Source organism: Mycolicibacterium celeriflavum (assembly GCF_010731795.1).
Lineage (GTDB): Bacteria > Actinomycetota > Actinomycetes > Mycobacteriales > Mycobacteriaceae > Mycobacterium > Mycobacterium celeriflavum.
This window is the reverse complement of the sequence record NZ_AP022591.1, coordinates 197,781-217,986: the sequence shown is the minus strand read 5'-3', so window position 1 is coordinate 217,986 and position 20,206 is coordinate 197,781. Positions and strand designations below refer to the sequence as shown.

General features: G+C 67.7%; 23 protein-coding genes. 11 read left to right on the top strand and 12 right to left on the bottom strand.

Going from position 1 to position 20,206, the window contains the following annotated elements; translation table 11 throughout:
• The first annotated feature begins 66 nt into the window (after nt 1-66).
• From G6N18_RS01015 to G6N18_RS01005, 3 genes are read left to right on the top strand one after another with little or no spacing between them, the layout of a single operon-like run.
• A complete protein-coding gene (locus G6N18_RS01015; RefSeq protein ID WP_083001273.1) occupies nt 67-771 on the top strand; it encodes a hypothetical protein in 705 nt (234 codons plus the stop codon).
• Nucleotides 772-798: 27 nt separating this feature from the next.
• On the top strand, nt 799-1,605 hold the full coding sequence (locus tag G6N18_RS01010; protein WP_179962343.1) for an SDR family NAD(P)-dependent oxidoreductase: 807 nt from the start codon (nt 799-801) through the stop codon (nt 1,603-1,605).
• A gap of 25 nt (nt 1,606-1,630) precedes the next feature.
• Nucleotides 1,631-2,683 carry an NAD(P)H-dependent amine dehydrogenase family protein gene (locus G6N18_RS01005; RefSeq protein ID WP_109749414.1) on the top strand — a complete coding sequence of 351 codons (1,053 nt, stop codon included), beginning with the start codon at nt 1,631-1,633 and terminating at the stop codon, nt 2,681-2,683.
• A 28-nt stretch (nt 2,684-2,711) separates the two neighbouring features.
• Here G6N18_RS01005 and G6N18_RS01000 read toward each other — a convergent pair whose 3' ends face one another.
• The 11 genes from G6N18_RS01000 to G6N18_RS00950 are packed head-to-tail and all read right to left on the bottom strand — an operon-like array spanning nt 2,712 to nt 11,045.
• Nucleotides 2,712-3,341: a maleylpyruvate isomerase family mycothiol-dependent enzyme gene (locus G6N18_RS01000; RefSeq protein WP_083001276.1), complete on the bottom strand. Its 630-nt coding sequence runs from the start codon at nt 3,339-3,341 to the stop codon at nt 2,712-2,714.
• The gene (locus tag G6N18_RS00995; RefSeq protein WP_083001402.1) at nt 3,341-3,820 is read right to left on the bottom strand and encodes an SRPBCC family protein; all 480 of its coding nucleotides are present in this window, start codon (nt 3,818-3,820) and stop codon (nt 3,341-3,343) included. The genes G6N18_RS01000 and G6N18_RS00995 overlap by 1 nt, the downstream gene beginning before the upstream one ends.
• The gene (locus G6N18_RS00990; RefSeq protein WP_067226377.1) at nt 3,820-4,137 is read right to left on the bottom strand and encodes an ArsR/SmtB family transcription factor; all 318 of its coding nucleotides are present in this window, start codon (nt 4,135-4,137) and stop codon (nt 3,820-3,822) included. The genes G6N18_RS00995 and G6N18_RS00990 overlap by 1 nt, the downstream gene beginning before the upstream one ends.
• Before the next feature lie 44 nt (nt 4,138-4,181).
• The gene (locus tag G6N18_RS00985) at nt 4,182-5,018 is read right to left on the bottom strand and encodes a DegV family protein (RefSeq protein ID WP_083001277.1); all 837 of its coding nucleotides are present in this window, start codon (nt 5,016-5,018) and stop codon (nt 4,182-4,184) included.
• Nucleotides 5,009-5,740 (bottom strand): diglucosylglycerate octanoyltransferase, encoded by a 732-nt coding sequence (gene octT / locus G6N18_RS00980; RefSeq protein WP_083001279.1) that lies wholly within the window; start codon nt 5,738-5,740, stop codon nt 5,009-5,011. The genes G6N18_RS00985 and octT overlap by 10 nt, the downstream gene beginning before the upstream one ends.
• On the bottom strand, nt 5,730-6,389 hold the full coding sequence (gene gpgP / locus G6N18_RS00975; protein WP_083001403.1) for a glucosyl-3-phosphoglycerate phosphatase: 660 nt from the start codon (nt 6,387-6,389) through the stop codon (nt 5,730-5,732). The genes octT and gpgP overlap by 11 nt, the downstream gene beginning before the upstream one ends.
• A gap of 20 nt (nt 6,390-6,409) precedes the next feature.
• A complete protein-coding gene (gene rsfS, locus G6N18_RS00970) occupies nt 6,410-6,778 on the bottom strand; it encodes a ribosome silencing factor (RefSeq protein WP_083001281.1) in 369 nt (122 codons plus the stop codon).
• Nucleotides 6,775-7,413, bottom strand: coding sequence for a nicotinate-nucleotide adenylyltransferase (gene nadD, locus G6N18_RS00965; protein ID WP_083001283.1), 639 nt, complete (start codon nt 7,411-7,413; stop codon nt 6,775-6,777). The genes rsfS and nadD overlap by 4 nt, the downstream gene beginning before the upstream one ends.
• A 32-nt stretch (nt 7,414-7,445) precedes the next feature.
• On the bottom strand, nt 7,446-8,894 hold the full coding sequence (locus G6N18_RS00960) for a vWA domain-containing protein (protein WP_083001285.1): 1,449 nt from the start codon (nt 8,892-8,894) through the stop codon (nt 7,446-7,448).
• Nucleotide 8,895: 1 nt separating this feature from the next.
• Nucleotides 8,896-9,771: an AAA family ATPase gene (locus G6N18_RS00955; protein ID WP_083001287.1), complete on the bottom strand. Its 876-nt coding sequence runs from the start codon at nt 9,769-9,771 to the stop codon at nt 8,896-8,898.
• 17 nt (nt 9,772-9,788) lie between these two features.
• Complete coding sequence (locus G6N18_RS00950; RefSeq protein ID WP_083001288.1) at nt 9,789-11,045, bottom strand: glutamate-5-semialdehyde dehydrogenase; 1,257 nt, start codon at nt 11,043-11,045, stop codon at nt 9,789-9,791.
• Nucleotides 11,046-11,119: 74 nt separating this feature from the next.
• Here G6N18_RS00950 and G6N18_RS00945 point away from each other — a divergent pair, with 74 nt between their 5' ends.
• From G6N18_RS00945 to G6N18_RS00925, 5 genes are all read left to right on the top strand, one after another.
• A complete protein-coding gene (locus G6N18_RS00945) occupies nt 11,120-12,010 on the top strand; it encodes a ribokinase (RefSeq protein WP_083001404.1) in 891 nt (296 codons plus the stop codon).
• Nucleotides 12,007-12,846 (top strand): enoyl-CoA hydratase/isomerase family protein, encoded by an 840-nt coding sequence (locus G6N18_RS00940; protein ID WP_083001290.1) that lies wholly within the window; start codon nt 12,007-12,009, stop codon nt 12,844-12,846. The genes G6N18_RS00945 and G6N18_RS00940 overlap by 4 nt, the downstream gene beginning before the upstream one ends.
• Before the next feature lie 110 nt (nt 12,847-12,956).
• Nucleotides 12,957-13,286, top strand: a complete 330-nt coding sequence (locus G6N18_RS00935; protein WP_083001292.1) for an ArsR/SmtB family transcription factor — start codon at nt 12,957-12,959, stop codon at nt 13,284-13,286.
• Complete coding sequence (locus G6N18_RS00930; protein WP_083001293.1) at nt 13,286-13,891, top strand: cation efflux transmembrane domain-containing protein; 606 nt, start codon at nt 13,286-13,288, stop codon at nt 13,889-13,891. The genes G6N18_RS00935 and G6N18_RS00930 overlap by 1 nt, the downstream gene beginning before the upstream one ends.
• 21 nt (nt 13,892-13,912) lie before the next feature.
• Nucleotides 13,913-14,518 (top strand): methyltransferase family protein, encoded by a 606-nt coding sequence (locus G6N18_RS00925; protein ID WP_083001295.1) that lies wholly within the window; start codon nt 13,913-13,915, stop codon nt 14,516-14,518.
• Between the two features lie 51 nt (nt 14,519-14,569).
• Here G6N18_RS00925 and G6N18_RS00920 read toward each other — a convergent pair whose 3' ends face one another.
• Nucleotides 14,570-16,624, bottom strand: coding sequence for an NAD(+) synthase (locus G6N18_RS00920; protein ID WP_083001297.1), 2,055 nt, complete (start codon nt 16,622-16,624; stop codon nt 14,570-14,572).
• Nucleotides 16,625-16,667: 43 nt separating this feature from the next.
• Here G6N18_RS00920 and G6N18_RS00915 point away from each other — a divergent pair, with 43 nt between their 5' ends.
• Genes G6N18_RS00915 through G6N18_RS00905 form a run of 3 tightly spaced genes read left to right on the top strand, consistent with a single transcriptional unit; the run spans nt 16,668 to nt 20,175 of the window.
• Nucleotides 16,668-17,207, top strand: a complete 540-nt coding sequence (locus G6N18_RS00915) for a cysteine hydrolase family protein (RefSeq protein WP_067226428.1) — start codon at nt 16,668-16,670, stop codon at nt 17,205-17,207.
• 41 nt (nt 17,208-17,248) lie between these two features.
• A complete protein-coding gene (locus tag G6N18_RS00910) occupies nt 17,249-19,699 on the top strand; it encodes a molybdopterin oxidoreductase family protein (protein ID WP_083001299.1) in 2,451 nt (816 codons plus the stop codon).
• The gene (locus tag G6N18_RS00905) at nt 19,696-20,175 is read left to right on the top strand and encodes a hypothetical protein (RefSeq protein ID WP_067226433.1); all 480 of its coding nucleotides are present in this window, start codon (nt 19,696-19,698) and stop codon (nt 20,173-20,175) included. The genes G6N18_RS00910 and G6N18_RS00905 overlap by 4 nt, the downstream gene beginning before the upstream one ends.
• The last annotated feature ends 31 nt before the right edge of the window (nt 20,176-20,206 follow it).

Below are 20,206 nucleotides of genomic sequence, written 5' to 3'. Positions count from 1 at the left end.
CAGTCGACGACGCGCCCTGTGGATGAAATGAGCGTTGGGGATAACGCCGGTGTCTACAGTGTTGCTGTGGATCGTCGAGTCCCGATGGTCGCGGCCATCGCGTTCGCGGTTCTGTATGCCGTTGCGTTGCTGATGGTTCCGGCGCTGCCGGGCATCGACAAGCCGGGCCTCGACATCGTCACCCACATCCAAGAGAACTCCGGTGCGATGCGCACTCAGGCGCTGTTGGTGGCGTTCGGCTCGCTGGCGCTGGTGGTGGTCCTCGCCCACGCCCGCGACCGGCTGGCGGGGCCGTATGCCTTCATGTTCACGATCGGCTCCGCCGTGGTCGTCGTGCAGATCAGCATCACCACCTGGTTCACCTCCGGACTGGCGCTGCATCCCGCCGAACTCGGTTCGGGGACCGCTCGGACGATCACGGACATCGTCACGATGTGGGGCCCCCTGCTCACCGTGTCCAACATCCTGGTTGCCGCACCAATCTTGTTGGCGGCCAACGAAGGTCGTTTTCCACGCTGGCTTGGTTACGCCGCCGCGGCCTTCGCGGTCGAGCAGCTCATCGAGACGATCACGATCATCGGACCGCCGGGAAGCTTCATCTCGCCGGGCGGCCCGATGAACTTCTACCTCGGCGCGCCGCTGTTCATCCTGTTTTTTCTGGCGCTCGGCGTGGCGCTGTCCCTACCCGACGAAACCGAGGCGCTCGCGTCAGGAACTGACGAATCGGCCGGGCCCGATGCGGTCGAGAACACCGAACCGGATCCGGAATAGTCGGATGAAGCCATTAGGCTTCCCCAGGTGACGACGTTGCAGCGATACACCGACCGTCGCGTGCTGATCACCGGGGCCGGGTCGGGCATCGGCCAGGCGACGGCCCTTCGGATCCTCGACGAGGGCGGGACGGTCGTCGCCGCCGATGTCAGCGAGACCGGGTTGGCCGATACCGAGGCCAAGGCGGACGGGACCGGTGACCGCCTCACCACCGTGGTGATCGACGTCGGCAGCGAGGAATCGGTCTCGGCCGGGGTGTCTCGCGCCGTCGCAGCGATGAACGGTTTGGACGCACTGGTGAACGCGGCGGGCATCCTTCGGTCGTCACACTTCGCCGACACCACCCTGGCCGACTTCGAGCATGTGCTGCGGATCAACCTCATCGGTACGTTTCTCGTCACTCGCGAGGCCCTACCCGCACTGCGCGACGGCACGGCACCCGCGGTCGTCAACTTCAGCTCCACCTCCGCGAACTTCGCGCACCCGTACATGTCGGCGTACGCCGCCTCCAAGGGCGGCATCCAGGCCATGACGCACACCTTGGCCCTGGAGTTCAGCAAGGCAGGCATCCGATTCAACTGCGTGCAGCCGGGATCGATCTCCTCCGGAATGACCGACGGCTCAGGACAATCTGGGCAGAGCATCGGGCCTGGACTGCCGGCAGATGCGGACTATACGTTGTTCGGCAAGATCATGCCGACGCTCCCCGTCGACGGCGACGGGATGTTCGCCAAGCCCGACGCGGTGGCGGCCGTGGTCGCCATGCTCGCGGCGCCGGAAGCCTACTTCGTCACCGGCACGGAAGTCCGCATCGACGGCGGCACCCACATGTAGTCCCTTTGGCACCGAGGAGATTTCGTTGACCACACCCGATCGGCCACTTCGCGTGATCCAGTGGACCACCGGCAACATCGGCCGGCGGTCGCTGCACGCGATCATCGGACGCGATGACATGGAGCTGGTCGGCGTCTACGCCCACGGCCCGGACAAAGTCGGCGTCGACGCGGCAGAGCTGGCCGGCTGGCCCGAACTCACCGGGGTGGCGGCCACCAATGACGTCGAGGCACTGCTGGCACAACGCCCCGACGCCTGCTGCTACAACCCGCTGTGGCCCGACATCGACGAGCTGACCCGACTGCTCGAGGCCGGCGTCAACGTCTGCTCGAGCGCGGCATGGATCACCGGCGGCAAGCAGTCACCCGCGGACCTCGACCGAATCCGAAAAGCCTGCGCGACAGGGAATTCGACGATCTTCGGAAGCGGCGCGCACCCCGGGATGAGCAACATGGTGGGGATGGTGTTGTCCGGCGCCTGTGAACGGGTCGACGAGATCCGCATCACCGAGTCGGTGGACTGTTCGACGTACGAGTCGGCGGGCACGCAGACCGCGATGGGGTTTTCACAAGATCCCGCCACTCCCGGGTTGGCCGAGAGTGTACGGCGGGAAAGCGAGGTGTTCGCCGAATCCGCTGCGATGATGGCGGACGCGATCGGCGCCGACCTCGACAGGATGACCTTCGACGTCACGTTCACCGCGGCGACAGGAGATTCCGATCTCGGGTTCATGCAGATCCCCGAAGGCACCGTCGCAGGCGTGCACGGATATCACCGCGGCTGGGTCGGCGAGAAGAACGTCGTCAGCGTCGGATTCAACTGGATCATGGGTGAACACGTCACGCCGCCGAAGCCGCTGGAACACGGCCATGTGATTCAGGTTTTCGGGCTGCCCAATATGCGTACTGTGCTGCACTGCCTGCCGCCGAAGGATTGGACCGAACCCGGTTTCATGGGCCTGGGCATGATCTACACCGCGCTGCCGGTGACCAACGCCGTGCCCGCGGTCGTCGCAGCCCCGCCGGGCATCGTCACGCTCAAGGACCTGCCGCCGGTCACCGGCCGCGTCGCGATTTGACCACCGCCGAGCGTGCGGGCCCCTGCGCCTAGAGTCGTTGGGCGAGAGTACTTTTCCCTGGCCCGTCGAGATCCGTGAGCGCCGCCGGGCGGCCCGTCATAACCATCATCAGCGCTTCACCCGGACCGGTCACCTCGGCACCGCGCCCGTGTGTCCAGTCGACGTCGGTGGCGCGCAGGGCAAGCCCTCGGATCCGCCGGCCCGCCCCCAGCCGTGGATTACCGGGGATCAACGGCAGGATGCGCGCCAGGCGATCGGCGGGGATGGTGCGCGGCCGGTTGAGCGCGCGGCGAATGTCCTGGTGGTGCACCGTGGCGTCGACAAAACCGATCATGCCGCCAAAGCCGGCGGTCAAGCCGCTCGGATACAGATGCCGATTCAGATACTCGAGCAGCTCAGCGGGCGACAGCCCGGCGAACTCGTCGACGCCGACCTGGTTCGCGTTGACCACCCGGCCCTTGGCGAACCGCTTCAGCAGTCCGCCGAAGCCGAGTTCCTCGTAGCTGATCACATGCGCGACAACGTCTTTGACGGTCCACCGGGTGCATAGACTCGAGTGATGCCACTGCTCGGGACTCAGCTCGGCCAGAAACGCCGCAAGGTCGGCCCGTTCGGCGCGGGCCAATTCCTTCAGTCCCGGTTCGCCGTCGACGGACATCACTCACGGTCCAACAGATCGCCGTAGCGGCGCAGATATAGGGGCCAGCCGCCATCACCGCCGACACCCGAGGCGACCGAATCCCAACCATCGCCATGCCTTTCGAGGTGGCGATGCTCGAGGGTCACGCGCGTTCGCCCGTCGCCCTGGGCGCTGAACACGACCTCGACTTCGCTGCATCGCGCGGGATCGGATTCGAGCTGCCAGGTCGGGCCGATGTCCCACGAGAAGACGATGCGGTTCGGTGGCTCGAAGACGAGCACCCGCGACCACGCGCACACACTGCCGTCCTCTCCGCGGTCGTAGATGCGGCCGCCGACGTGCGGCTCGAACACCGACTCGACGATCGGCGTGCCCAACAGGTTGTGCTCGCGTGGCTTGAAGTCGCCGAACCGTTCGGTGAACACCCGAAAAGCCCGTTCGAGCGGGGCGTCAACGGTGACGTCGTGGCGGACGACGGCCGATTGGGCAGAAGTCATCATTGCTCTCCTTCGCGCTGCACTATTTCCTTGAAGCCGGCCAGCGCCTGCCCCCAGAAGCGATCGAGGTCGGCGCGCATGGCGGCCAGGCCCGACGGGTCCAGCTGGTAGACGCGCCGGGTCCCGTCGGCGCGGTCGCAGACCAGCCCGGCGCGTTTGAGCACCTTGAGGTGCTGAGAAACCGCGGGTCTGCTGACCGGGAGGTCGCGGGCCAGCTCCCCGACCGCCATCGGCCGGTGCGCGAGACGTTCGACGATCGACCGCCGGGTGCGGTCCGCCATCGCCACCCACGCATCGGCGTCTTGGTAAGTCGGCACGAACCGTAAGTTATCACTTACCAAAGCCGCGCGCAATGACCGGATCAGTCGGCGAGCTGGACAACCACACCGATCGCGCCCGCCCCGACATGGATCGACAGCACCGCACCCATATCCCTCACGGTGAGCGCCTCGAGCTGAGGGAGCCGGTCCGTCAGTGCGGCACCGACCTCGTCGGCGCCGTCGTGGTTGTCGACGTGGTGTACCGCGATCGACGCCTGGCGGTCCCCGACAAGATCGGCGACCTGGTCGACCATCGTCGCGTGCGCCTTGCTGATCGTCCGGATCCGTTGGTCGAGCACGAGTCGGCCGTCGACGTCGAGACACAGCAGCGGCTTGACCGACAACGCGGTGCCCAACCAGGATGCCGCGGTCCCGATCCGCCCGCTTCGTCGCAGATTGTCCAGCCGGTGCACCACGATGAACGCGCGGGTGCGTTGCACCGCCGAACGAGCAACGGCTTCAACCGAATTCAGATCCGAGCCGCCGGCCGCGGCGCGCGCAGTGGTGAGTGCGGTGAACCCCACCCCCATCGCGGCCGACCGCGAATTGACGACCCGTACCGACGATCCGAACTCCCGGGCGGCCTGCACCGCCGAGCTGTACGAACTCGACAGCGCCGCCGAGAGGTGCACGGCCACAACGCCGTCGCCGCCGCTGTCCCGCAGCGCCTGTCGGTACATCTCCGCGAGGTCGGTGGGTGTCGCGCCCGCGGTGCTCGCGCGGGGCACCTCGTGCACGTCGTAGGGCACCTCGTCGACACCGTCCCGCAGGTCGATCAGATCGACGAGCACATGCAACGGCACCTGCCGGATGTCCCACTGCTTCAACTCATCAGGCGTCAGGCGCGACGACGAGTCGGTCACCACGACTACGGACACGGCACGCCGGCCTCGGCGAGCGCCTTGAGCATCGAGTCTGCCACGGCTTGATGAGCTTCGAAGTTCCAGTGGATGCCGTCGGGGTTGCCCTGGCCGTTCATGACGTACTCCCCGACCGCCGCCTTCAGGTCGACGAGCGGAATGGCATGCTGCTCAGCCCATCCGGTGAGCGCCCTGACGGTGCCGTCGCGGCCATGATGCGCCCTGCCGTACGTGTCGGCAATGTGCACCGAGGGCAGACACGCGACGACGGGTATGCCGGGCCGGTTGAAGTCGATGGCGCCGCGGGTCATCTCGAGATACTCCGCGGACAAATGCGGCGGCAGCGCAGCGCGCGCCACCGGTGAGAGCCGCGGTTGCACCCAGCAGTAGCCGTCGCGCACCCAGCGCCGCAGCCATGGCGGGCGCACGTAGCGGATCAGTTCACGCGCCGCGGTCGGCAGCGGCGACGGCAGGGAGTCCATGCCGCCCGTGGCGAACACCACCGCGCCGGCCCGCGGCAGCGCCGCCCACGTCCGCGGGTCCTGCGTCGCCGCCCACCACACGTCGCGACACGTCCAGCCGATCCGGCCGATCAGCTCGACATCCCAACCAAGCTGGGCGGCAACGATATTGGGCCAGATCCGCGGATCGTCGGCCGGTAGTCCACCGCTGGGACCGTAGTAGGACAGCGAGTCGCAGAAGACCAGAAGGGTGCGGCGATCCCCCGATTCACAAGACATCGTTGGCTACCTGCGCCGAAGCGTTCCACACGTCGAGCCGCCACCGGACGGCCTCGTGTGCCGCGTCGATGGCACTGTGACCGGACAGCTGCACCCAGCTGGCGTTGCCCATGCCGCCGAGGATCGGCCAGTTGTCGACCGGCAGCCTCAGCAGCGCCGCGGTCAGCGCCGCGATCAGCCCGCCGTGGGCCACCAGCACGACCGGCCGTTCCGGGTCACCGCCGGGCTGGTGCAAACCCCACTCCGGCTGCCCGGCGATCAGCTCGTCGACCAGTGGCATGCTGCGCGCGGCGACGTCGACGCGGCTCTCCCCACCCGGCGGCGCCCATCGCGAGTTGTCCCGCCACGCGAGCCGCGCACCGGGAGCCGCGGCGTCGACCTCGAGGTGGGTCAGCCCCTGCCACTCGCCGAGGTGTGTCTCCCGCAACCGCACGTCGGCCGTCACGGGCACCCCGGCGCGGTGGCCCAGGACGACCGCGGTGTCGAGCGCCCGCCGCAGATCCGAGGACACGATCGCCAACGGCTGCCGCTTGGCCAGCACCTCTGCCGCGGCGACCGACTGCTCCCGCCCCAGATCGCTCAGCTCCGTGTCCAGCTGACCCTGCATCCTGCTGCCCGCGTTGTACTCGGTCTGCCCGTGCCGCAGCATGACCAGGCGGCGGACGCGCCTCACGGCCGGCCGTCCAGATCGACCGGGATCGTCGGGCAGTCCCGCCACAACCGATCCAGGGCATAGAAGTTGCGCTCGTCCTCGTGCTGGATGTGCACCACGATGTCGACATAGTCGAGCAGGGTCCAGCGGCCCTCGCGGGCACCTTCGCGGCGGGCCGGTTTATAACCGGCGACGCGCATCTTCTCCTCGACCTCGTCGACGATCGCGTTGACCTGACGTTCGTTGGACGCCGAGGCGATCACGAAGCAGTCGGTGATGACGAGTTGGCCCGACACGTCGATCACCACGACGTCGTCGGCGACTTTGGCCGCGGCCGCCTGCGCGGCGACCGTCGCCATGCGAACGGCTTCGTCGGAGGCGCTCATCGATGCTTCCCCTGGGTTGCGAGTGGTTGCGCGGCATAGAGTTTGCGCTTGGCCACGTACTGCACGACGCCGTCGGGCACCAGATACCAGATCGGCCGGTTCTCCTGCGCGCGTTTACGACAGTCGGTCGACGAGATCGCCAGCGCGGGCACCTCGACGAGTTGCAGCGCATCGTCGGGCAGTTCCTTGATCGCCGCAGCGATGTGCTTACCGTCCAGCTCGTAACCCGGCCGGCTGACCCCGACGAAACTCGCGATGGCGAACATCTCCTCCCAGTTCTGCCACGACAGGATCGACGCCAGCGCGTCGGCACCGGTGATGAAGAACAGGTCGGCGTCGGGGTTGAGCGCCCGCAGATCGCGCAACGTGTCCTTGGTGTAGGTGGGGCCACCCCGATCGATGTCCACTCGACTCACGCTGAACCGTGGATTGGAGGCGGTGGCGATCACGGTCATCAGGTAACGGTCTTCCGCGGCGGTGACGTGGCGGTCCTTCTGCCACGGTTGCCCGGTCGGGACGAACACCACCTCGTCGAGTCCGAACAGTTCGGCGACCTCGCTGGCCGCGACGAGGTGCCCGTTGTGGATGGGGTCGAACGTCCCACCCATCACGCCGAGCCTGCGCCGAGGAGCCACGAATAGCCAGCTTACGGGAGTGGCCGAGCCGGTCAGACGGGTAGCAACCGGTCGATGACCGAGGCCAACTGCTTGGCTGACCGGCATTCGTGCATGGTGATGACGTCCGCATAGCGCGGCACCGCCGAGTCCCCGCTGCCCCACAGGTGCCGCGGTTCGGGGTTCAGCCAGTGCGCATGCCGGCTGGAGTTGACCATGTGCGCGAGCAGGTCGATCTCCGGGTTGCGGTAGTTGTTGCGGCCGTCGCCGAGAATCAGCAGCGCGCTGCGCGGCGAGAGCACATTGGGCCACCTGTCCATGAACGACGCGAACGCGTGGCCGTAGTCGGAGTGCCCGTCGCGGGTGTACACACCCGCTTCCCGGGTGATGCGCTGCACCGCCACCGCGAGGTCGGCGTCCGGCCCGAACAGCTCGGTGACCTCGTCGGTGGTGTCGATGAAGGCGAAGACGCGCACGCGGGAGAACTGCTGGCGCAGCGCATGCACGAGCAGCAGCGTGAAGTGGCTGAACCCGGCGACCGACCCCGACACGTCGCACAGCACGACCAGTTCGGGCCGGGCGGGATGCGGCTTCTTCAGCACCACGTCGATCGGCACCCCGCCGGTGGACATCGACTTGCGCAGCGTCTTGCGCAGGTCGATCTCGCCGGCGCGCGACCGCCGCCGCCGCGCGGCCAGCCGGGTCGCCAGCGTCCGGGCCAGCGGCGCCACCACCCGGCGCATCTGGCGCAACTGCTCACCCGAGGCACGCAGGAACTCCACGTTCTCGGCGAGCTGCGGCACACCGTACATCTGTACGTGGTCACGGCCGAGCTGTTCGGCGGTGCGGCGTTTGGTCTCCGCCTCGACCATCTTGCGCAACTGGTTGATGCGCTGCGCGGCAAGTGCTTTGGCGATCTGCTCCTGGGTCGGTGTGGGTTCTTCGCCGTACGGCGCCAGCAGGCCGGCGAGCAACCGGCCCTCGAGGTCGTCGAGGTTCATTGCCTTGAGTGCCTGATAAGACGAATACGACGGGCCTCGACTGGAGTTGTAGCGGCCGTACGCCTCGACGATCTGGGCGATCATGGCGGCCATCCGCTCATCGAGATTGGCCAGGTCCTCGTTGTCGGCCAGCATGTCCAGCAGCGCCGACCGCATCGCCTCGACGTCCTCGGGCGGTAGACCCGGGTCGCTGTCGTCCGCTTCGCCTTCGTCGTCCACCAGAACCGTCCTGGCACCCAGCGCGGCGGGGAACCACAGGTCGAACATCGCGTCGTAGGTGTCGCGGTGGTCGGGGCGGCGCAACACCGCGCACGCGATGCCCTCCCGCAGTGCCTCGCGATCGGTCAAGCCCAGCACGGCGATCACCTGCCCGGCGTCGACCGTCTCTGACGGTCCTACCGAAATTCCCTGCGCGCGTAGCGCTTCGACGAACCCGACGAGGTGGCCGGGCAGGCCGTGCGGCGCCAACGGCTGCGACGGTCGAGTCCGGCGGACGGCCATCTCAGTTCAGCCTCAGCTCGCCGGAGGCCTTGATCTGGTCGGACTGATGTTTGAGCACCACACCCAGGGTGGCTGCGATCGTCGCGTCGTCGATGGTGTCCAGGCCGAGCGCCAGAATGGTGCGACCCCAGTCGATGGTCTCAGCCACCGACGGCAGCTTTTTGAGCTGCATTCCGCGCAGCACGCCGATGATCTTGACCAGCTCGTCGGCGAGCCGCTCGGGCAACTCCGGCACGCGGGACAGCAGGATGCGCCGCTCGAGGTCGGGATCGGGAAAGTCGATGTGCAGGAACAGACACCGGCGCTTGAGCGCCTCGGACAGCTCGCGGGTGGCGTTGGAGGTCAGTACGACGAACGGCGCGCGCTCCGCACTGATCGTGCCCAGTTCCGGCACGGTCACCGCGAAGTCGGAGAGCACCTCCAGCAGCAGGCCTTCGATCTCGATGTCGGCCTTGTCGGTCTCGTCGATCAGCAGCACGGTCGGCTCGGTGCGCCGGATGGCGGTCAGCAGTGGCCGCGACAACAGGAACTCCTCGCTGAACACGTCGTCGCGGGTGGAGTCCCAGTCGCCGTGTCCGGCCTGGATCCGCAGGATCTGCTTGGCGTGGTTCCACTCGTAGAGCGCACGGGCCTCGTCGACGCCCTCGTAGCACTGAAGCCGCACCAGTCCCGATCCGGTCGACTGTGCGACGGCGCGGGCCAGTTCGGTTTTGCCGACACCCGCAGGTCCTTCCACCAGCAACGGCTTGCCCAGCCGGTCGGCCAGGAAAACCGCTGTCGCGGTTGCGGTATCGGGCAGGTAGCCGGTTTCGGCCAGCCGCCTGCCGACATCGTCGATGTCGGCGAACAGCGGCGCGGGGCGCGCGGGGAGGCTCACGGATAACTCTCCTAATATCAGGACGGGCGGGTGTGGCCGTCTCCCCACACAATCCACTTGGTTGACGTCAGTTCGGGCAGACCCATGGGTCCGCGGGCGTGCAGTTTCTGGGTGGAGATTCCGATCTCGGCGCCGAACCCGAACTGCTCACCGTCGGTGAAGGCCGTCGACGCGTTCACCATCACCGCAGCCGCATCGACCCGCTCGGTGAACCGTTGCGCCGCAGCGAGATCCGTGGCGACGATGGCTTCGGTGTGCCCGGTGCCGAATTCGTTGACGTGGGCGATGGCTGCGTCGACACCGTCGACCACCGCCAACGCGATGTCCATCGACAGGAACTCGGCACGCAACTCCTCTTCTGACGGGTTGTCGTGCACCGTCACACCGGCGTCCTGCAGCGCGCGGGTCAGCCGCGGCACCGCCCGATCGGCGATCGCGGCGTCGACCAGAACCGATTCGGCTGCGTTGCACACGCTGGGTCTGCGCGTCTTGGCGTTGAGCAGGATGCGTTCGGCGACATCCATATCGGCCGACTCGTGCACGTACACATGGCAATTGCCCACGCCGGTCTCGATCGTCGGCACCGTCGCATCCCGGACAACCGCGTCGATCAGCCCTGCGCCGCCGCGCGGGATGACGACGTCGACCAGCCCGCGGGCCTGGATCAGGTGGGTGACGCTGGCACGATCGGAGCTGGGCAGCAACTGCACGGCGTCGACGTCGAGCAGTTCGGTGGCCAGCGCGGCGCGCAGCGCGTTCACCAGCGCGGCGTTGGAGTTGGCCGCCGAGGAGCTGCCGCGAAGCAGCACCGCGTTGCCGGACTTCAGCGTCAACCCGAACGCGTCGACGGTGACGTTCGGCCTGCCTTCGTAGACGATGCCGACGACACCGAGCGGCACACGCAGTTGCCGCAGTTGCAGACCGTTGGGCAGTGTGCGGCCCTGCAGCACCTCACCCAGCGGGTCGGGGAGTCGCGACACCTGGCGCAGCCCATCGGCGATGCCGTCGATCCGGTCCGGGTTCAGCGCGAGCCGGTCGAGCATCGCATCAGGCGTGCCCGCGGCGCGGGCGGCGGCGAGGTCCTGCTCGTTGGCCTCCAGGATCTGCCGCGTCGACATCAACACGTGGTCGGCGGCGGTGTTCAGCGCGCGGTTCTTGGTCTCCGAGCTGAGGGTGGCCAGCGTGCGCGCCGCCACGCGGGCTCGGCGGGCGGCGTGGTGTACCTGACCTCGCAGATCGGCGGCATCAGCGGCCAGTGGGACCTGCACACTCATCAAACCAGCGTATCGAACGGGCTTCGGGCGTTCGACACGTGTCAGGTAGCCGTGCTGCATTAGCGTTGGGGGTCATGGTGGCGCGGGTCTGCAGCCGGGTATGTGTGGTCGGCAGTGTCAACGCCGACCACACGTTCACGGTGAGCGCCCTGCCCCGCCCCGGTCAGACCGTGCTGGCGTCCGGCCTGTCGACCTCACCGGGCGGTAAGGGCGGCAACCAGGCGGTGGCCGCGGCGAGGGCAGGCGCGGCGGTGCAACTGGTCGCCGCGCTCGGCAGTGACGGGGCCGCAGAGATGCTGCGGGCTCACCTCGCCGCCAACGGGATCGGTCTGGACGGCGTCGTCACGGTGCCCGGGCCGAGCGGATCGGCCGTGATCCTGGTGGACTCGTCGGCGGAGAACACGATCGTTGTCGCCGCGGGGGCGAACGCCGCGCTGAACGTCGACTCCGCAGACGTGCGGGCCGTCATCGCCGACTGCGACGTGTTGCTGCTGCAATTGGAGATCCCTCTTCCCACCGCCATCGCCGCCGCCCGGGTGGCACGCGCGGCTGGTGCGGTCGTCGTCGTCAACGCCTCACCGCCGGGTGCCCCGCCGCACGAGCTGCTTGCCCTGTCCGAGTCGGCCGACGTCGTCGTGGTCAACGAGACCGAGGCCGGCGAGTGGCACTGGCCGGTTCCGCATCTGGTCATCACCCGGGGTCCGCACGGTGCGAGTTATCTGGGCGACGGCGAGCGGTTCGTCGTCCCCGCCCCCGCCGTGCGCGCGGTGGACACCACCGGTGCGGGCGACGTGTTCGCCGGTGTGCTCGCCGCGCACTGGCTCGACGGCCACGAGACCGCGCTGCGCCGGGCGTGCGCGGCGGCGGCCTTGTCCACGCTCGTTCCGGGCGCCGGCGACTGTGCGCCGTACACCGAAGCCATCGACGACGCGGTATCCAACCGAGCGACAGAAAGGCAGTTATGACGAGCATCCAGCCGAGCACCACCGACAGCCCGCGACCACCCGAAGGCGACTGGCTCGGCACCCCGTACCTGAAGTTCACCCGCGAGGGCCCGTTCGGGGTGTGCCGGCTCGACCGACCGGAAGCGCGCAACGCGATGACGCCCGCGATGTACTTCGGGATCCGCTACGCGGTGCGCCACGTCGACGCCGATCCGGATCTGGCGGGGCTGCTGATCACCGGCACCGGCGACGTCTTCGCGCCCGGCGGTGACATGGGCGGAGGCGACGGCAGCGACAACTGGCTGACGTTCGGGTCGGCGCTCGGCATGGACGTGACACCGTTCGAGACCCTGCGGCAGTCGGTCAAGCCGGTGGTGTCGGCGGTCAACGGGTTGTGTCAGGGCGGCGGGCTGCAGATCGCGCTGTGCAGCGACATGACGGTCGTCAGTGACCGGGCCACGTTCCGGGTCCCCGAACTGCTGCGTGGTATCGCCGACACGTACTACAGCCAGATGCTGGCCCGCCTGATCGGCCCGGTCCGCACGCGGGACCTGATGTTCACCGGTCGGACCTTGACCGCGCAGGAGGCGCTGGAGTGGGGCATGGTGACGCGTGTGGTGCCGCACGACGATCTGCTCGACGCGGCGCGTGATGTGCTCGGCCAGTGCTGTCGGACCGCGCCCGGCGCCCGCGGCGTGGTCAAGTCGAGTCTGGACAACTATCTGGGGCTGTTCGACCGCATCGGGATGCAGGCCAGCTACTCCTCGGCGGAGGCGATGGAGGGCTTCCGGTCGTTCAAGGAGCGCCGTTCCCCGGCCTGGGTGCACCCCGACCTCCGCGTCGACGGCCGCCTCTGACGTGGCGATTTCGGCGCGCTACTGGTCGATGAGCGACATGTAGCGCACCGAACCCGCCACGCAATAGTTCAGGCTTGGCTGAATACAGCATTTGATGTACTGTCTGCGCCATGCAGACGATCACCCACAGCGATGCGCTGTCGCGGTTCGGTTGCGCGCTGTCGGACCCGACCCGCGCCGAGATCCTGTTGATGTTGCGTGACGGGCCCGGCTATCCCTCGGACCTCGCCGACAAGATCGGCGTCTCCCGCCAGATTCTGTCCAACCACCTGGCTTGTCTGCGCGGCTGCGGCCTGGTGATCGCGCAGCCGGAGGGCCGCCGCAGCCGCTACGAGCTCGCCGACGAGCGAATCTCACACGCGCTCGGCGACCTGGTCGGCCTGGTGCTCGACGTCGATCCGGCCTGCTGCCCGTCCGCGGTCGCCGACGACTGCTGCTGATGCCCGCCACCACCCGGCGCGAGGTGCTCGCCCGCCGCATCCGATGGCTGGTGACGGCCACCATCACCTACAACGTCATCGAGGCCGTCGTCGCGCTGGCCGAGGGCGCCCGGGTGTCGTCGTCAGCGCTGATCGGGTTCGGGCTGGATTCAGTCGTCGAAGTCGCCTCGGCGGCGGCCGTCGCCTGGCAGTTCTCGGCGCGTGACCCACAGACGCGGGAAAAGGCGGCGCTGCGCTTCATCGCGTTCTCGTTCTTCGCCCTCGCGGCATACGTCGCCGTCGACGCGGTGCTCGCGCTGACCGGCCGCGGCGAGGCTGCACCGTCGCTGGTCGGCATCGTCCTCGCCGCCCTGAGCCTGGCGATCATGCCCGTGCTGTCCCTGGCGCAGCGGCGCGCCGGCCGTGAGTTCGGGTCGACGTCGGCGGTCGCCGACTCCAAGCAGACGCTGTTGTGCACCTACCTGTCGGCGATCCTGCTGGGGGGGCTGCTGCTCAACAGCCTGCTCGGCTGGTCGTGGGCCGATCCGGTCGCGGCGCTGGGCATCGCGGTGATCGCGGTTCGCGAAGGTATCGAGGCCTGGCGCGGCGACCCGTGCTGCGCGTGAAGGTCTAGGGAAAGGGTCAGCATGCCGATCGTCTCACTCGTGCTCTTCGTGGTGTTCGCCGCGCTCGGATTCGGTTGGCGCAGTTGGCGACAGCGGCGCCGCACCGGATCGACGGGATTCCGCGGCATCAGTGGGCGACCGCTGTCGCCCGAGTGGTTCGCCGGGGTGGGATTCGTCGTCGCGATGGCCGCCGCCGTGTTCGCGCCGATCCTGCAGCTCGCCGGCATGGTCGCGCCGTTGGAGGTTCTCGACCGGCCGTGGCTGAATGTCATCGGCATCGTGCTCGCCGTGGTCGGCATCGGCGCGACGCTCTACGCGCAGTTCGACATGGGCGACTCGTGGCGGATCGGCGTCGACGCGAGCGAGACCACGACTCTGATCCGCAGCGGCGTGTTCGGCCGGGTGCGTAACCCGATCTTCACCGCGATGATGATCTTCGGCTTCGGAATCGCGTTGGTCACACCGAATCTCGTAGCGGTTGTCGGCTTCGCGCTTCTCGTCGCGACGATCGAGGCGCAGGTGCGTGTCGTCGAAGAGCCGTATCTGCTCGCGACGCACGGCGACAGTTACCGTGACTACCTCGCGGCCGTCGGCCGGTTCGTGCCGGGCGTAGGCCGGGAAATGTGATTTCGGTGTACGTGGTCGCGCCGAGCGCGACCAACTACACCGAAATCACAGTCAGTCCTCGGGGATTTCCCGTTCGATCTCGTCGAGCCAGGTGCGCGCGGACATGTCCGACGGCGCCCGCCAGTCACCGCGTGGCGAGAGCGATCCGCCGTGGGAGACCTTCGGCCCGTTGGGCAGCGCCGACCGCTTGAACTGGGCGAAGGAGTAGTAGCGCTGCGCGAACACCTGTAGCCAGTGCCGAATCTCCTTGAGGGAATACGCCGGCCGGTTGTCCTCGGGATAGCCGGTCGGCCAGTCGCCGCGCGCCGGATCGCTCCAGGCGTGCCAGGCCAGGAACGCGACCTTCGAGGGCCGAAACCCGAAGCGCAGCACCTGAAACAACGAGAAGTCCTGCAGCACGTAGGGTCCGACCTTGGATTCGCTGCTCTGGATCTCCTCGTCCTCACCGGCGGGTATCAGTTCCGGGGAGATCTCCGTGTCGAGCACCGACTGCAGTACCTCGTTGACGGTCTCGTCGAACTGGTTGGACGAGATCACCCAGCGAATCAGGTGCTGAATCAACGTTTTCGGCACGCCGCCGTTGACGTTGTAGTGCGACATCTGGTCGCCGACACCGTAGGTGGACCACCCGAGCGCGAGTTCGGACAGGTCGCCGGTGCCCAGCACGATCCCGCCGCGCTGATTGGCCAGCCGGAACAGGTAGTCGGTGCGAAGCCCGGCTTGCACGTTCTCGAACGTGACGTCGTAGACCTCCTCGCCGCGCCCGAACGGATGGTCCATGTTCTTGAGCATCAGTTCCGCGGTCGACTTGATGTCGAGTTCGTCGAATGTCACGCCCAACGCCTCGGCCAACCGCAGCGCATTGCCCTTGGTGCGGTCGCCCGTGGCGAACCCCGGCATGGTGAACGCGAGGATGTCGCTGCGCGGCCGTTGTTCGCGATCCATCGCCCGCGCCGCGACGATCAGCGCGTGGGTCGAGTCCAGGCCACCGGACAACCCGAGCACGACCTTGGGATAGTCGAGCGCACGCAACCGCTGCTCGAGCCCGGCCACCTGGATGTTGTACGCCTCGTAGCAATCCTGTTCCAGCCGTTGGGGATCCGACGGGACAAACGGGAAGCGTTCGACGTGCCGAAGCAGCCCGATGTCACCGGACGGCGGATCGAGCGCAAACTCCACCCGCCGGTAGGATTCCGTCGACGCGCCGTGGTGACGCCGGTTGTCGTCGAAGGTGCCCATCCGGATGCGTTCGGAGCGCAGCCGTTCAAGGTCGACGTCGGCGACCGAGCGTTGCTCGCTTTTCGGGAACCGCTCGGACTGTGCCAGGCACTCGCCGTTCTCCCAGATCATCGTCTGGCCGTCCCAGGCGAGGTCGGTGGTCGACTCCCCTGGCCCCGCCGCGGAATAGACGTACGCGGCCAGGCAGCGTGCCGACGCGGAGCGCGCCAGCAGGCAGCGGTCTTCGGATCGGCCGATGGTGATCGGGCTCCCCGACAGGTTCGCCAACACCGTTGCGCCGGCCAATGCCGCCGACGCGCTCGGCGGAATCGGCACGAACATGTCCTCGCAGATCTCGACATGCAACACGAAGCCCGGCATGTCGGTCGCGGTGAACAACAGGTCGGGGCCGAACGGCACGTCCGCCCAATGGTCTCCGCGTCCCATCCGGATCGCCCCGCGCACGTCGTCGCCGGGCGCCATCTGACGTCGCTCGTAGAACTCGCGGTAGGTCGGCAGGTAAGACTTCGGCGCCACGCCGAGCACGCGCCCGCGGTGGATCACCACGGCGGTGTTGTACACCCGGTGCCGGTAGCGCAGCGGAGCGCCGACCACCAACACGGGCATCAGATCGGCCGAGGCCACGACGATGTCGAGCACCGCGTCTTCGACCGCATCGAGCAGCGTGTCCTGCATGAGGATGTCTTCGATCGAATACCCCGACAGCGTCAGCTCCGGGAAGACCGCGAGCGCGACACTGTCGTCGTGACAGTCCCGCGCCATCCGCAGCACGGACTCGGCGTTGGCGCGCGGGTCGGCGAGCGCCGTGTGGTGCGTACAGGCGGCGACGCGGACGAAGCCGTGCCGGTACGCCGAGTAGAAATCCATGCCTCATTGTTGCCCGAAAACGGAACGGGGTATGCAAGTCCCCATGAGTCCGACCGCTGTGCTGGTCATCGACATGATGAACGCCTACCGCCATCCCGACGCCGAGAAGTTGGCTCCGCACGTCGCCGAAATCATCGACCCGCTGACCCGGCTCGTCGACGAGGCCCACGATCGCGACGACGTGGACCTCATCTACGTCAACGACAACTACGGCGATTTCAGCGCGGAGTTCGGCGATATCGTGCAGTCGGCGCTGCGCGGTGAGCACCCCGACCTGGTCGAGCCGATCGTCCCCCGCAAGGGTTGCCGGATGCTCACCAAAGTGCGCCACAGCGCCTTCTACGCCACCGCGCTGGCGTACTTACTGGGCCAACTGAAGCCCGAGCGGGTGATCCTCACCGGCCAGGTCACGGAGCAGTGCATCCTCTACACCGCGCTGGACGCCTACGTCCGGCATTTTCCGGTCGTCGTGCCCCCGGATGCGGTCGCCCACATCGACCCGGAACTCAGCGACGCGGCGCTGACCATGATGAAGAGCAATATGAGCGCCGACATCACTCCCGTCGCAGAGTGTTTGCGGTAGCGCGTTTGACGCAGCGGTTCCCGGGTAGCCCGACTTCACCCATGACCGACAACAAACGCGATCGGATCGCCGAACCGTGGGGCACGCGGACGCCTTACGGAAAGGGCGGACACTGGCCTGAACGCGTCGACATGCACCTGGTCAACGGGCTGGCCCCCGAAGCGGTCGACCGATGGGTGCAGTCGGCGTCGGTGCTGCATTCCAACGGTGACGGCCTCGACATCGCCGTGAAAGACGGCCGCATCGTCGGAATCCGCGGCCGGTCCGTTGATCGCGTCAACCGCGGCCGGGTCGATACCAAGGACCTCTTCGGGTGGCAGGCCAACGCCTCCACCGACCGGCTCACCACACCGCTGGTGCGCGAGAACGGCAAGCTGGTCGAAACCGACTGGGACACAGCGATGAACAGGATCGTAGGCCGCAGCAAGGAGCTGCTCGACACGGTGGGTCCGAGCGCATTCGGGTTCTATACCAGCGGCCAACTGTTCCTCGAGGAGTACTACACGCAGGGCGTGATCGCCCACGGTGCGATCGGCACCAACCACGTCGACGGCAACACCCGGCTGTGCACCGCGACCGCCGCCGAGGCGCTCAAGGAATCGTTCGGCTGCGACGGTCAGCCCGGGTCGTACACCGACGTCGACCACGCCGACGTGATCGCCCTTTTCGGGCACAACGTGGCCGAAACCCAAACCGTGTTGTGGATGCGAATGCTCGACCGACTGGCCGGTGATGACCCGCCCGCCATCGTATGCGTCGACCCGCGGCCGACTCCCGTCGCACAGCACGCCACAGTGCATCTCGCGCCAATGCCGGGGACCAACGTGGCGTTGATGAACGGACTGTTGCACGAGATCTTGCGCAACGACTGGGTGGACCACGACTACGTCGACGCCCATGCGGTCGGCTTCGACGAACTGCGAAAGCGGGTGGCCGAGTTCCCACCCGAGCGCGCCGCGAAGATCTGCGATGTGCCCGCCGAGGACATCCGGGAGGCGGCGCGGCTGCTCGGTACCGCGCATGCGCTGCTCTCGACAGTCTTGCAGGGCTTTTACCAGTCCCATCAGGCGACGGCGGCGGCGGTGCAGGTCAACAACATTCACATCGTCCGCGGAATGCTCGGCAGGCCGGGCTGCGGCATCCTGCAGATGAACGGCCAGCCCACGGCGGAGAACACCCGCGAGTGTGGCGCGGACGGTGACCTGGCGGGATTCCGTAACTGGTCCAACGACTCCCACATCGAAGAGCTCGCCCGACTGTGGAACATCGACGCACTGCAGATCCCCCACTACGCGCCGCCGACGCACGCGATGCAGATGTTCCGCTACGCCGAGCAGGGCACGCTTCGGCTGCTGTGGATCAGCGCCACGAACCCCGCCGTATCGCTTCCCGAGCTGCGGCGTATCCGAGGCATTCTGGGCCAGGACCGGCTCTTTGTGATCGTGCAGGACATCTTCTGCACCGAGACGACAGAACTCGCCGACGTGGTCCTCCCTGCCGCAGCGTGGGGTGAGAAGACCGGCACGTTCACCAACGCCGATCGCACCGTTCACCTCTCGGAGAAAGCCGTCGATCCGCCCGGTGCGGCTCGGCCAGACCTGGACATCTTCCTCGACTACGCGCGCCGGATGGACTTCCGCGACAACGACGGCGCCCCGCTGCCGTCGTGGACCGACGCCGAATCGGCGTTCGAAGCATGGAAACGCTGCAGCGCCGGCCGCCCGTGCGACTACACCGCCCTGAGCTACGACAAACTCCGCGGTTCCGGCGGCGTCCAATGGCCTTGCAACGCGGACAGTCCCGACGGCACGGAGCGGCTGTACGCCAACGGCCGGTTCTGGGCCTCACCCGAATACTGCGAGGCCTACGGCAAGGACCTGATCACCGGCGCACCGCTGGAGCCCACCGAGTACCGCGCAATGAATCCGGCAGGCAAGGCGATCATCAAAGCGGCCGAATACATTTCACCGCACGAGCCGCCGCGCCCAGAGTATCCGTTCGCGTTGACCACCGGTCGGACTCTCTACCAGTTCCACACCCGGACCAAAACAGGCCGTGTGCCACAACTGCAGGCCGCAGCACCGGAGGTGTGGGTGGAGGTGTCGCAGGCCGACGCCCAACGGCTGGCCATCGCAGAGGGCGACGTCGTCGAGGTCGGTACCCCGCGCGGCTCGGTCACCGCCAAGGCCCGCATCTGCGGGATCCGCACCGGCGTGCTGTTCCTACCGTTTCACTACGGCTACTGGGATGTCGACGCCGACGGCCATCACCGCGCCGCCAACGAGCTGACCATCACCGACTGGGACCCCGTGTCCAAACAGCCGCTCTACAAGACCGCGGCGGCGAAGCTGCATCGGATAAACGGTTCGACGTCGCCCGCGCCAGCGCCGACCACTGCCGCCTCGGCACCCGTTTCGGTCGACGTCGATGCGACAAGCGGTGGCGCGGTGGCCGAAGCGACTGAAGCCCTGACATCGTCGGAGACACCATGAAACTCGGCATGGCGCTGCGGGAGCTGCACCGGTCGGAACTGCGGCTGGCCCGCTCGCTGGACGCGACCGCCGCCCGGCACCACAACGACCAAGCCATCTACTACGTGGCGCTCGGCCTTGCCGGATGGTCACGCGAGCATGTGGAGCTGATTGCCGAAACCGGCCGGCGCTACGGCGTTCGACTGCGTGCCCACCCCCGCACCTCCGCGCTCACCGAGTCCGCCCAGCAGTGGATCAGCGACCGCGTCGGCCGCCGTCCCGAACCCGCGCTGCTGTTGCTCGCCGATCTGCGGCGGCTGCACCGCCTGGCGGCCGGGGTCTCCCTCGACTGGGAGCTGCTGGCGCAGGGCGCGCAGGCCGCCAAGGACGATCGGCTGCTGGAGCTGACTCAGCGGTGCCATCCGCAGGCGTTGCGCCAGATGCGCTGGGCCAATGCGATGCTCAAGGAGCTGTCGCCGCAGGCGCTGATGAACTGACACGGCCGCCTTGACCGCTCGACAAGCGCCT